The 13,831-nt window shown below is 36.0% G+C and carries 11 protein-coding genes; 2 read left to right on the forward strand and 9 right to left on the reverse strand.

The features are described 5' to 3' along the window. Window positions 1–3 precede the first annotated feature (3 nt). The 5 genes from U6A24_RS19950 to U6A24_RS19970 all read right to left on the reverse strand — a co-directional run bounded on the left by U6A24_RS19950 (window position 4) and on the right by U6A24_RS19970 (window position 6,102). Window positions 4–978, reverse strand: a complete 975-nt coding sequence (locus U6A24_RS19950; protein WP_324181781.1) for a type I phosphomannose isomerase catalytic subunit — start codon at window positions 976–978, stop codon at window positions 4–6. A 63-nt stretch (window positions 979–1,041) separates the two neighbouring features. Beyond that, entirely contained in the window at window positions 1,042–2,010 is a 969-nt protein-coding gene (locus tag U6A24_RS19955) for a hypothetical protein (RefSeq protein WP_324181782.1), read from the reverse strand. A 2-nt stretch (window positions 2,011–2,012) separates the two neighbouring features. After that, complete coding sequence (locus U6A24_RS19960) at window positions 2,013–3,704, reverse strand: DUF6909 family protein (protein ID WP_324181783.1); 1,692 nt, start codon at window positions 3,702–3,704, stop codon at window positions 2,013–2,015. 23 nt (window positions 3,705–3,727) lie between these two features. Next, window positions 3,728–5,227, reverse strand: a complete 1,500-nt coding sequence (locus tag U6A24_RS19965; RefSeq protein WP_324181784.1) for a GH3 auxin-responsive promoter family protein — start codon at window positions 5,225–5,227, stop codon at window positions 3,728–3,730. A 2-nt stretch (window positions 5,228–5,229) separates the two neighbouring features. After that, window positions 5,230–6,102 (reverse strand): M23 family metallopeptidase, encoded by an 873-nt coding sequence (locus U6A24_RS19970; protein WP_324181785.1) that lies wholly within the window; start codon window positions 6,100–6,102, stop codon window positions 5,230–5,232. A 246-nt stretch (window positions 6,103–6,348) separates the two neighbouring features. On the opposite strand from U6A24_RS19970, the gene U6A24_RS19975 reads away from it, so the two are divergent. Further along, entirely contained in the window at window positions 6,349–6,540 is a 192-nt protein-coding gene (locus tag U6A24_RS19975; protein WP_324181786.1) for a Sec-independent protein translocase subunit TatA/TatB, read from the forward strand. Window positions 6,541–6,742: 202 nt separating this feature from the next. Then, window positions 6,743–7,312, forward strand: a complete 570-nt coding sequence (locus U6A24_RS19980) for a hypothetical protein (protein ID WP_324181787.1) — start codon at window positions 6,743–6,745, stop codon at window positions 7,310–7,312. A 40-nt stretch (window positions 7,313–7,352) separates the two neighbouring features. Here the strand turns inward: U6A24_RS19980 and U6A24_RS19985 are convergent, their stop codons facing one another. The 4 genes from U6A24_RS19985 to U6A24_RS20000 all read right to left on the reverse strand — a co-directional run bounded on the left by U6A24_RS19985 (window position 7,353) and on the right by U6A24_RS20000 (window position 13,802). Then, on the reverse strand, window positions 7,353–9,479 hold the full coding sequence (locus tag U6A24_RS19985) for a Tex family protein (protein ID WP_324181788.1): 2,127 nt from the start codon (window positions 9,477–9,479) through the stop codon (window positions 7,353–7,355). 224 nt (window positions 9,480–9,703) lie between these two features. Then, a complete protein-coding gene (locus tag U6A24_RS19990) occupies window positions 9,704–10,684 on the reverse strand; it encodes a DUF4837 family protein (RefSeq protein WP_324181789.1) in 981 nt (326 codons plus the stop codon). Between the two features lie 16 nt (window positions 10,685–10,700). Then, a complete protein-coding gene (locus U6A24_RS19995; protein WP_324181790.1) occupies window positions 10,701–12,329 on the reverse strand; it encodes a LysM peptidoglycan-binding domain-containing protein in 1,629 nt (542 codons plus the stop codon). 285 nt (window positions 12,330–12,614) lie between these two features. Continuing rightward, window positions 12,615–13,802 carry a phosphoglycerate kinase gene (locus U6A24_RS20000; RefSeq protein ID WP_324181791.1) on the reverse strand — a complete coding sequence of 396 codons (1,188 nt, stop codon included), beginning with the start codon at window positions 13,800–13,802 and terminating at the stop codon, window positions 12,615–12,617. Window positions 13,803–13,831 lie beyond the last annotated feature (29 nt).

Here is a 13,831-nt window from a genome sequence, read left to right on the forward strand (position 1 = left end):
AACTTACTTAATATATACCTCTAATAATTTCATATCCTTTTCAGCACTTTCAAATGAAAGGCTTTCAATTTTTGCAGGAATTAAAATGGTTTCTCCTGCAGAAATAGGCAAAGAATACTCTTTAGTATTAATAGTACCCTTACCTTCTACACACATTAAAATTCTAAAAGAATCATCTTGTTTACAATCCCTTTTAAAAACTGTATCTACATCTATAAAGTTAGTGGTGAAATATGGAATAGATATAATTTCATTGATTTGATTTGATTTTTTGCCATAAGACAATTTTAATTTTTTGCCTGTGCTAAAATCCAGTGCATCTATCGCCAAATCTGTGTGTAGTTCTCTTGAGTTTCCTTTTTCGTCTTTTCGATTCCAATCGTATACGCGATAGGTGATGTCTGAAGTTTGTTGAATCTCTGCTATTAATGAGCCTTTTCCTATAGCGTGTATTGTTCCAGAAGTGATTAAAAAACTATCTCCCTTTGAGATTCGTTCAAAATTTAGTAAATCAATTAATTTTCCTTCTTTAAGATACGATTGATACTCTTCTTTTGTTGTTTCTCTATTAAAGTCTACAATTATTTTGGCTTCATTATCAGCTTGAACCACATACCACATTTCGGTTTTACCATATGAGTTGTGTCTTTTTTGGGCCAACTCATCTCTTGGGTGGAGTTGAATAGACAAATCTTCATGGGCATCTATGAATTTGATGAGTAATGGAAACGTGTTTCCGAAGGCTTTATACACTTTTTCTCCTATCAGATCTCCCTTATACTTTTTGATTAGTTCACCTAGTCCTATTCCCTTTAAACTTCCATTTGATACTACAGAAACATTTCCTTGTATCGTAGAAATTTCCCAACTTTCCCCAATTTTAGTTGACGAAACAGGTTTACCGAGAATCGTTTTCAATTTATTTCCACCCCAAATTTTTTCTTTTAAAATAGGGTCAAACTTTAATGGGTATAGCATGAACTTGGTTCTACATTAATTCTTTCTTATATACTGGATAAAATGTTAATCTCTAAACCAATACTATTCTTCATTTACAAAACTTATCACCGATTTTGATAGATATCCTAAAAAGTATACTCCAGATACCAATCCAACCAGAATTAATGGTAATGTAAACATCATCCTCCCGCTAAGTTTCTTTCTTCTTGCGATAACACCGGTATTCTCAACAACTGTATATACTTCTTTACTTAATTCTAATGATCTTTCTTGATTACTGATTTGAAGTATTAATTCTTCTTTTCTTTTAAGCAGAGAAGCAATCGTTGGTGTTTCTGTTTCTGTAGCAAAAATAAATTTACTATCCTCAGCACCAGGGTTCTCACTCAAGTTTGTTAAATAATCATTTACAAATGTTAAAGATCTTTTATTCTGCTCAAGATTATTCTTGGTCAACTTTAATTGTAAATTTACCACTTTATTATAATGGGGGTTTGATTTTAAGTACTTCAAAATAACGTCGGTAATTTTACGATTGCTTTCATTTTTTTCGTCAAAAACAATTGAAAGCTTATGTTGTTTATAAAAGTTTCGGTATTTCCTCTCCTTTAATATTTTGTCATTATAATCTTCGGTAAAAGACTCCGTATCTTGTATCTTGTTTAAAACATCTTCAGGATTAATAATAGGCTCTAGCTCTATCATTTTAATATTTTCAACCTCTGCCACTTGCAACCCCAGACTTTCTACATAGTTTTCGTCCTTAAGATTGTCTTCTAAATCCTCAACAAAATCATAAATATATTCAACCGATTGGTACTTGGGTTCTATAGTTATCTCTTGTATCAAACTGTCTTTTTTACCTTTGTATTGATCCATGAAAAAACCCAAACCACCGCCTATCAGGGACAGTATTAAAAATAAAACGACTTTTTTCTTGAAGAATAAAACTATATCTACAAATAACCCTAGAAACCTCCTAAAAAAGCCCTTGATCATTCCGAAAAGTTGCATTAAATCTATTTCTTCACTTTGATTCTCTTGACTCATTTTTATCTTTCTTTAAATATTTGTTCTATTATTTTTTCTGTAATTAAATAGGTGGGTTTTACTCCTGTAGTCCCTAAACCTCCAGAAGCCAAAGTGCTTCCGGTTTCTAAAGGGTTATCTGAAGCATAATATGCATACCTTACTTTTACTTTTGTGCTAATACTACCCCGCAATTTTGAGGCCGACTGTATTGCTTTTTGATAATGTGCTCCTTCCATTTCCAAGCCAATCACATTCCATGTTGAATCATGAAAAAACTTCAGGATATCTCTGTTCTGTAAAGATGTTCCCAAAACCGTAATCATCGCACCATCATAAATATCGATTCCCTGACCTTCAAGATCTTTTTTTCTTAATTGATTCTTAAACGGATAATTATCTGCAGTTCCTTCAAAGACATGAGCAGAGGGAATCATGATATCTCCCTTTCCTCCTTCAAGAATGCCCGCTTTACCCATGATGGATATCGATTTCACATTTAAATGTTTTTTGGTCCCAGAAGCCAAGAGGTAGGGTTTCAAAAGCTCATCCATAGTTTCATAAGCTTGTTCGCCAAATGCATAATCCATCACTACAATAACCGGCTTTTCTGTGTCTTCTATGTCTAACATCAAATCGGCATGTTCTCCCTCATATTTTGATGTATCAAACAATTGAACATTAATATTTGCACCACTATGGTCTTCGATATAGGTCATTCCTTTTTGTAAGGCCAATTTGTTTACTCTTGCTCTTAGTCTATCATTTTTGTTATCACTAAGAGATTCATATATGTCAAAAGTGGTTTTGTTTTTTAGCTCTGTTTTTAGAGCTATTGGGGCAAATAATGTATTCATAACACTATGCATATTGGCACTTATGATATGAATCGGTCGTTCCAATAAATCTAGTTCTTCTAGTTTTTTCTTGATGGCATTAGCCCATATTTCGCCATGAATGTGATGTCCTAATCTTTCCCTTAACACGGGACTAAATGTAACAATACGCTTATTATCTTCTATGGACTCATCGATGGCCAATTTGCCCAACCAGTAGATAATATGCAAAAATCGTTCTTTATTTTCGGGACAAGAAAAATCTTCATAGATGGTAGAAACTTCTTCAAATGTTCTTCCCAATATGTTTGCCGTATGCGTAAGCGCAACTTCTCTTTCAGCTTTACTTAATTCTTTTTTGGTGCGAACGGCTTTTTCCAATTTTTCCCAATCGCGAGTTACATTTCCTTCTTCGTTAATCACGACTCTATTCATGATTTTATGCGATTCTATAAAAAGAAATGTCAGGTGCGTAAGAATATCATAAATTTCAGATCGACCCCGAGTAATTTCTATATTCATTTGTTCCTCGTCGATTCTATAACAATTTCTTCGACGTTTTGGAGGAACAATAGCTTTAAAATGAGAGTTTTTATAGCCTTCTTCACTCGTAAGGTTTATATACCTACATTCTTCGATCCCATAAGGTAATCGATCAATAACATAAAGTAATCCATTTAATTCTACCTTTTCTTCGGCAACAGATCCATAAATTTCAGGTCTCAGAATTAATAAAGCCTCCCTTAGCGTCTCTCCCGATACTCCCATAGGTTTATAGAACCCACGGTTAAATAAATGACGCATGGTAATATACATGCGTTCTATCGCACTCGAACTTTCTTGAGCACGTGTTCGTCCTTGTAATATAAGATTTGCCATAAATTTTTCGTAGCAAATATAGCTTATTTGTTAATCATAGCAGTAAGAGCATCTGCAATTTTTCTATCGTTAGATAGTCTGGGAAGTTTATTTTGTCCTCCTAATTTCCCAATAGATTTCATGTAATCGTTAAATCCGTTTTTGGGAACAATAGTTATTTTGAGAGGTCTTAAAATTTTTCCTTCAATAAGATCATCATAATACGTGTTTTGACCTCGAAGGGCATTATCAATTTCTTGAGACAAAGCTCCTATATTCTCCGGAGTGTCTTGAAATTCAATAAACCATTCATGATAAGGCAAGTCTCCTTCTGTTGGATTTACCTGAGGGGCCACAGTAAAGTCATTAACCATGGCCCCAACTGCATCTGCTCCTTCTTTAAGGGCTTGATCCACCTCTTTGCCAATTACATGTTCTCCAAATGCCGATATAAAATGTTTTATTCGACCCGAAACTACTACCCTATACGGTGAAGTGCTTGTAAACTGTATTGTATCCCCAATATTATATGCCCATAATCCCGCACTGGTGGATATTAATATTACATAATTAATTCCTACCTCAACCTCGGCTATCGTGAGCCGTTTGGGGTTTTCGTTAAAAAACTCATCGGCCTTTACAAATTCATAGAACATCCCAGAGTCCAGTTGTAAAAGCATTCCTTTTTCTTTTTGGCTGTCCTGAAACGCAAAAAAACCTTCAGATGCCGGATATAATTCTATCCCGGCAACTTTTCTACCGATCAGTTTTTCGAATGTGCTTTTATAAGGTTCGAAATTTACCCCTCCGTAAATGAATAATTCAAAATTCTTAAAAAGGTCTCCTATCTTTTTATTGGTTTTTTTCTGAAGTTTTTCAAAATACATCTGTACCCAAGGCGGAATCCCGCTTATGATCGTCATGTTTTGATCTACGGTCTCTTCCACGATTGCATCTACTTTTTCTTCCCAATCCTCAATACAGTTGGTCTCCCAGCTTGGCATTCTATTTCTTTGTAGGTATTTGGGCACATAATGTGCTACAATGCCCGAAAGTCTGCCCAACATTATCCCGTTTTTCTCATCCATTTCTGGACTTCCTTGCAGGAATATCATTTTGCCATCGACAAAACCGGCATTTCCAGTTTCTTCTATATAACATAAAATCGCATTACGGGCAGCATTAATATGTGTTGGCATAGATGCTGCGGTAAGTGGAATATATTTGGCACCACTGGTTGTTCCAGACGTTTTTGCAAAATACAATGGTTTTCCTGGCCAAAGTATATCTTTTTCTCCATTAACAACTCGGTCTACATAGGGCTTTAATTGCTCATAATCTCTTATGGGCACTCGCTCTGCAAAATCTGAGTATGTTTTTATATTCTGAAAATCATGGTCCTTGCCAAATTGAGTGTTTTTGGCAGTTTCTAACAAATTTTTAAAGACTTTTTCCTGAGTTTTAAGAGGGTTAGAAGCCCATTTGTTTATTTTTTTTCGAATGCGCTTGGCAAAGATCTTCGCTCCTAGTGCTTTTAAAGACATAGTTATTGTTCAAAATCGATAAAGTTGGATGGATCTGTAGGAAATCCATCTCTCCATAATTCAAAATGCAAATGCGGGCCTGTAGACAACTCACCGGTAGAACCTGCAGTTGCAATAACCTCTCCTGATTTAACTTGCTCACCTTGTTTCTTGGTGAGCGAAGCATTATGCTTATAAACTGTAATAAGGTTGTTGCTGTGTTTTAAAATTATCACATGACCAGTTTCTGCAGTCCATTCAGAAAAAATCACAGTTCCCGAAGAAGCCGCTTTTACCGGAGTATCCTTGGGCACGGCAACATCAATCCCATAATGCTTTTCGGAAACACTATATCCCGATGTAATGTTTCCTTTTACCGGAGGAAATAACGTGAAATCGGTACTTGATTTTTCGTTTTCAAACAAACTATATCTGTCCTCTTTGGAAACCTCTTCTCTAAGCTGAATGTCTTGTTCTGATGGTGCCAGGTCTATTTCTTCCGGATTCAACTTTTGAGATTGTATCGCAGAATCAAGATCAAACTCTACCGTTTTTACATCGCCTGTCAATACTTTTCGAATGGATTTATAGTATTCTTGATTTATATTAATCACCGACTCTAACGAGTCTGTTGTCGAAGCAAGTTGCGTGGCTCTCAAGTTAAGCGATGTCGAAGAATACCCAGGGATATATTCTCTAAGCGGAGTAAATGCAATCAAAAAGGTAGTTCCGGCTACCAAAAGTATACCTGTGATGGTAACCATTACGAAAACATTGAGCCTGTTGAGTTTAAACGAAATACGCTCCTCAAAAGTATCTTCATTAAGAATTACCAGCCGATACTTATTAAGCAGCTTTTTGGTAATTTTCTTTTGTTCTTTGTTCTTTTTTGCCATAGGTTTAAGACACAAATATACGCAATCTGCCAATATTAAAGCACAACGTCTTTTAGGTTTAATTCGTCTATAAAAACCAAAAAAATGTGGTCATGCAAGTTTCAAGTTCACCATGTATCCTTTGATAAATCTAATATTGATGCTCGTCTACAAGAGAATATATCTCTTTTATCTAGTTAAAGATTGCATAAATTATGTCGGTTTTGTCATTTCTTGTTAACTTTGTAACTTAATAATAGTTAGATCATGATATCATCAAGTATATTTTTAGGAATGATAGGCCCTTGGCAAATCGCTTTAATTGTAATCATTGTATTGCTTTTATTTGGAGGAAAGAAAATCCCTGAGCTAATGAGAGGTCTTGGAAGCGGTATTAAAGAATTTAAGGATGCTTCAAAAGAAGATGAAGATCCAAATCAAATTGATGAGAAAAAATAATTTCTGAAATCAAATGTAATATGCAACCCCAGCTGTCTAGAGACAACTGGGGTTTTCTTTATTGGTTTTGTATCCTAGTTGGGCAACACTTACTACAATCTGTCACTAATATTCAACAATTCGAGATTAAAAGCTTTTTGAATTATACAGAATACTGGAGTTTTGAAAAATAAATCAATAAAATAGATATTAAATCTTATAAATGAAATTAAAAATATTTGCGACAATCGGACTTATTTTTCTAATTCTAAATCAAGTAATGCTTTTAGGAGGTCATGAGTTTATTCAAAATCAACAACCAATTGATTACGCACATTGGCTGTTATTAATTGGAGCATTATTGTGTTTATCCTTAAACTATATCTTTTCAGATAATATTTTTAGTAATGTAGCAACAATTTTAACTTCATTGGGAATTGTTGCTCTAATCGGACAGTCAACAATTGATTTCTTATGGTGGAGTTATGGAACCGATTTTAAAGGAATGGATAAATTAACAACTCAAATAATGGAACGACCATCAATTCGAATTCCATTTATGACTATTGGGCCTGCTCTTTTCTATTTTGGATTAGCAACTCACGCAGGAAAATTTATACGAACTCATCCATTATGGCCAATTTTAACTTTTATCGGAGTTATTGGAATTGGATTAGGCGCATTTACTTTTGACAGCAGAATACTTATTGTCTTAGGTCATATTTTATTAACATTAGGTCTTGTAGTATTGATTTTAAAAAAAGAAAGTGCTCCCCCAATTGTTTCGGAATAAAAAAACATTGCACGACACTATATATTACACCTTAAATTTGTTAATCAATTAGAGATAACTGAATCCTTTTCCTGCTTAGGTCTACATCGATAACCGTTACCATAAGATGTTGATGTAATTGCACAACAGCGTTTACATCGCTAATGTATTCGTTGGCAAGTTTTGAGATATGAATCAATCCGCTTTCTTTGATTCCTATATCCACAAAACAACCAAAATTGGTGATATTATTTACAATCCCCGGTAGTTTCATTCCCGTCTTTACATCTTCAATCGTTTTTACATTGGGATCAAATTCAAAAACGGTCACTTTTTTTCTTGGATCTACTCCTGGCTTTTCGAGCTCTTTTACAATATCGGTAAGCGTTGGTAAACCCACCTCATCGGTAATGTAATTTTGTAATTTGATCTTTTTGATGGCTGCTGCATTTCCTATCAAATCGGTTAATGGCACTCCAGCATCTTTTGCCATTTTGGAAACCAATTGATATCGCTCTGGATGTACCGCCGAGTTGTCCAAAGGATTTTTGGGACCGGTAATTCTAAGAAATGCCGCGGCTTGTTCGAAAGCTTTTCCTCCTAATCTTGGTACTTTTTTAAGTTCGTCCCGGGATCGCAATGCTCCATTTTCCGATCGGTAGGCTACAATATTCTCAGCTAGTTTTTCTCCAATACCCGATACATAACTCAATAGGGGTACACTGGCTGTGTTTACATTAATTCCTACACTATTTACACAACTCATTACCACAGTATCCAATTCATTTTTGAGTTTGGTTTGATCTACATCATGTTGGTATTGCCCCACCCCAATGGCTTTTGGGTCTATTTTCACCAATTCGGCAAGGGGATCTGCCAGTCTTCTTCCTATAGAAACGGCTCCTCGAACCGTAACATCATAATTTGGAAATTCTGCCCTGGCTATTTTGGATGCCGAGTATACAGACGCACCACTTTCATTTACCATAAAAACCTGGATGGCGGTATCAAAAGGTATTTTTTTGATAAATGCCTCTGTTTCTCTTGCCGCAGTACCATTTCCGATACCAATTGCTTCGATTTTATAGGCATTAACCAGAGATCTTATTTTTTTGATCGCATTTGTAGTTTCTCGCTGCGGAGGGTGCGGATATATGTTTTCGTTATGAAGTAAATCCCCTTGCTCATCAAGGCAAACCACTTTACACCCCGATTTAAAACCTGGATCGAGGGCCAATATTCTTTTCTGCCCAAGTGGCGAAGCCAAAAGAAGTTGTTTTAAATTCTGAGCAAATACTTTGATCGCATTATCGTCTGCTTTTTCTTTGGCTTGATTAAGTACTTCAGTAGAAATTGCAGGAGTCAATAATCGCTTATACGCATCAGAAATTGCCAAAAACATATGATCTGTACAAGCCTCGACATTGGTTTTGATCATTACACCATCAATAATATCGAGGGCATCATCTTCGGGAACCGAAATTTTGACTCTTACAATCTTTTCATTTTCGGCTCTTAGAATTGCTAGTAATCTATGCGATGGACATTTGTGCAAAGGTTCATCCCAATCAAAATATTGTTGATATTTCTGAGCTTCTTCTTCATCTTTTTTGGTTTTTACTACCACTGAAGCGATACTTGCCTTTCGCTGAAATAATCTGCGTAGCCTGTTTCTCACTTTTTCATCTTCATTGATCCATTCTGCAATAATATCTCTGGCACCTTGAAGCGCTTGCTCCTCATTTTCAATAGTCTCATTAAGATATTTAGATGCTACAAAAAGAATCTCTTCTTCTTTTTGCTGCATTATAATTTTTGCCAGGGGCTCTAATCCATGTTCCTTGGCTACAGAAGCTTTGGTTTTTCTTTTTTTCTTGTACGGCAGATATAAGTCTTCTACTTGCGTAAGCGTTTCGGCCTGCTTAATTTTATTTTCAAGTTCTGGAGTTAAGGCTCCTTGCTCCTTTATGGTCGACAGTACGCTTTCTTTTCGTTTTTCGAGTGCTTCAAAGGCCGTTTTGTATTTTACAATCTCACCAATTGCCACCTCATCGAGATCTCCTGTCATCTCTTTACGATAACGGGCAATAAAAGGTATAGTGGCTCCTTCATCTAGAAGAGCAACAGTCTTGGTAATCTGTTTTTCTGAAACAGGAAGATGTTTGGCGATATAAGAAACGGTATTCATAAATTTATTTTTAGAATCGCTAAATATAATGCCAAAAACGAAGGTTTATTTTATATACTCAAGAAAGTTTTCTACAAATTTGTGTTGTACTAAACTTATTATGTCATGCTGAATCTATTTCAGCATCTCACATTAATTGAGAAACTGATTTTTGCGAATGGGATACTGAATCAAGTTCAGGCTGACAAGTATATTCCAAAGAATTATGAGCTTTTAATAAAATATTACTCAAATTTAAGTGACTTAATGATCGCCTCAAGTTCGAACATATTGTCCCTTTTATTTACTGAAGGTGCAAAAACAAAACCTTCTAGAACCATTAATCGATTATTGGGTACATCTTCGACTGCATAGTTCACAAATGGACCCGCCATAAATCGATCTTTGATCTCCCAGGTACCTTTGGTTTCAAAAGTAAAACGGCCATCCAGAGTAGTTTCATAGAGATAAGGCGCATAGGCCTCTTCGGTCACAAAGTTGCCTACATCGGTAGGGATTTTTTTTGCGCCTATTGAATCTCTCATTTTTATAATGCTGGAAACCGTATTAGAATCCTTGGTGATTGTTCCTAATGGAAGTTCGTAAATCATAAGATTCATACTTCCCTGTGGGATATCTTTTCTAATCCAAAAGAATTTATCTTCTTCTATCGCTATACGATACGCAGTAGGAATTTTTAGTGTAATTCCCATTTTTTCAGGAAGTTGTGGGATTTTTTCCAGAGATTTTCTGATTCGTTTCTGTTTCTCTTTGGTCTCGGTCATTTTGTACTTTGAAATGATCGTTTCGTAATTTTTTCGAATCAGATCAATAATTTCATTTTCAGTACCAGAAATTACGGCTCCTAATTGCGGAGTAGCATATTTATTTTCTAAGGTTGTAAAACCACCTTGTCCTCCTCTTTTAATCCAAAGAAAGGTTCTATTCTTTCTCGCTAGACCCGAAAAGGCTTCCTTGGGCATCTGCCTCATCGAAAATAAAGGTTCCTCTTGCGGGAGCCCTGGTACTTCTGCGCCAAAATATTTGCGAATGGTATCACCAACTCTTCCCTTCCATAGATTATTATCTACAACAACAGAAAGTTCATTTATCTTACCAACCGAATGGGCCATGGCACCACTAGATTTGGTTTTTTTATCCTTCTTGGTTTCTGTACAGCTTACCAGACATAGTAAACAAATGATTGCGAGAGATAATTTTTTCATACGATATTATTTGCGGTTATGATTTTGAAAGCCTGAGTTTCATACCAGGTTTTATACCGCTACCGCTAATATCGTTCCAATTTTTAAGATTTTCGACAGAAATGCCTTTAAATTTTTGTGAAATGCTCCATAACGTATCCCCAGACTTCACAATATACATCTCTCCGCTACTAGTAACTGCCTTGGGTTTTGATGCTACACTACTTTTTTGTGGCCGGTTGACTACGGGTCTTCTTGGATAAATTGTAAGTCGTTGACCAATCCTTAGATTATTCGTGCGCAATCCATTCCATTTTTTAATACTGCTTACTCTTACGCCATATCTTCTTGCAATTTTGCCGAGATAATCTCCACTACGTACCCGATATCGAATTCTATCATTGGCCTCAAAGTATTTTGGTAATGGTTTTTCTCGTTTATCAAATTCGGCCTGTGCCAATGTATAGATTTTATCTTCATTGGCTACAAAGGTGCCCACTTTATCCAATGGCAAACGCAAAACGTAGTCTTCATCTTTGATAAAGGGAATGATATCCAATTTATACGATGGATTTAAAAACTGTAACTCTTCGACATCGATATTTATGTATTCTGACACTTGATCTAGTGTGATCATTTGTTTCACTTTGATCGTATCTGTTTCAAAATAGGCAAATTCTGGTTTTCTAGGTTTAAAACCATGCTTGTCTGCATATTCAAAAATATACATGGTTGCCAAAAAAGCTGGTAAATATCCTGCCGTTTCCCTAGGTAAATTGTGTCTGATATTCCAATAATTGGTATAACCACCACTGCGTCTTATCGCTTTGGTCACATTACCTGGTCCAGAATTATAGGAGGCAAGGGCCAAATCCCAATCGCCAAATATTTGATACAGTTTGGCTAGGTATTTACAGGCTGCTTTGGTTGCCATAATGGGATCCATGCGTTCGTCTACATAAGAGCTTACTTCTAGTCCATACATTTTACCTGTACCAAACATAAATTGCCACAGGCCTGTTGCTCCTACCCTTGATTTTGCTCTTGGTTTAAGAGCTGATTCTACAATAGCCAGATATTTTATCTCTAAGGGTATGTTTTGATTGTCTAATTCTTGCTCAAAAAGAGGAAAATAAAACTCGCTAAGCGCCATTAATCGTTCTAGATGCTCATGGCGATTCTTCAAATAGTTCTTGATCACACTTTCTAGTGAAGGGTTATACTCTACATTAAAAGGCGTACGTGCGTTAAGCTCTTTTAGTCTTGCCTTAAGTGTATCGGTAGGAAGATCGACATACTCTACAGGCTGATATTCTAACTCGGTAACCGATTTATAAATAGTGTCGAACAAGCTTGAGTTGTATAATTCTTGCTTCCAAAGAGAATCCAACTTGGACATTTTTGGATGGTCCTGAGCAATGTAAATCAAACTATCCTTTACGCTAGTCGAAGTAACTGTTGCCGTTTGCAGTTCACTCCCTACGGTTCTAATCACTTGGGTGGTGTCTATTACCTGAATGGTATCTTGTTTTAACTCCAGGTTTTCTTTTAAAAGGATTTCTTTGGCAGTATTTTCTTCTGAAGTTGTTTGTGCAGTAACTTCCTGTGCGATTAGTGATGTTGAAACCAATGCAAAAGAAAAAAAGAATAAAAACCGGTTTTTCATTTCAAGAACTGTTTACTTAAATTTATTTTTTTCGGGAATTTTGGGGTAAAAAAGTGTCGTTTTTAACACCTTATCAACAATACGATAGCGAAAATCGCATTTTTTTTCTAAAATCCAAAAGATCAACGCGTTAAAAACGCAAAAAAACCGGTTAAAAAGACCGGTTTTCTAATATTCTTACAAAAAATGTAGTATTTCTTACAGGTTATCAACAATGTGCTCGCGCCAAGTATTAGTATCTACAACATTTTATTAAGGTTTCTTCTCCTTGGGGAGAGGAAATTATTATTTTTCTATTGCTGCAATTCCTGGCAATGTTTTACCTTCCAAACTTTCTAGCATCGCTCCTCCTCCTGTCGATACATAGCTTACTTTATCTCCAAAACCAAATTGTTTTACGGCGGCTACTGAGTCGCCCCCACCCACTAGAGAAAATGCGCCATTTTGTGTTGCCTCTGCAATTGAATGCCCTAATGAAATAGTACCTTTGGCAAAGTTTTCCATTTCAAAAACACCTAGGGGTCCATTCCAAAGTATGGTTTTTGACTTCAAAATTACCTCATGAAAGTTTTTAAGCGTTTCGGGTCCTGCATCAAGTCCTTGCCACCCATCTGGGATTTCATTTACTGCAATCACTTTGGTATTTGCGTCATTATCAAAAGCATCAGCTCCTAATACGTCAACAGGTAAATGTATCTCTACTCCTTTATCTGAGGCTTTTTTAAGGATCTCTAATGCCAATTCTTGCTTATCATCCTCACAAATCGAATCACCAATTTGTCCACCCTGTGCTTTAATGAAAGTATATGTCATACCACCCCCAACGATCAAATGATCTACTTTATCAAGGATGTTTTCGATAATGGTAATCTTTGATGATACTTTGGATCCTCCCAACACAGCTGTAACAGGTTTTTCACCACTTCGTAAAACTTTATCGATACTTTCGATCTCTTTTGCCAATAAATTTCCAAAAGCTTTATTCTCGGGAAAAAACTGCGCTACAATTGTAGTCGAGGCATGTGCCCTATGTGCTGTACCAAAAGCATCATTTAAGTATATATCTCCTAACTTTGATAACTGTTCTGCAAAGGCAACATCCCCTGCGGTTTCTTCGGCATGAAATCTTAAGTTCTCTAACAGCAAAACCTCACCTGGGTTTAGTGCAGCAACTGCATCTTCGGCCTCTTGCCCAACACAATTGTATACAAACTTTACCTGCACACCCAAAACTTCAGAAACCTTATCAACGATGTGCCTTAGAGAAAACTCATCCTGTACTCCCTTGGGTCTTCCTAAGTGCGACATCAAAACGGCACTTCCACCATCTTCCAAAACTTTAATTATTGTAGGTTTTGCCGCTTGGATACGTGTATCATCGGTTACCTCAAAATTTTCGTTCAGGGGCACGTTAAAATCTACTCGAATTAACGCTTTCTTATTTTCAAAATTAAAATCGCTGATTGTCTTCATTTTACTGTGTTGGTATTAAGCAAACGAAA

This window comes from Aquimarina gracilis (assembly GCF_035285365.1).
Lineage (GTDB): Bacteria > Bacteroidota > Bacteroidia > Flavobacteriales > Flavobacteriaceae > Aquimarina > Aquimarina gracilis.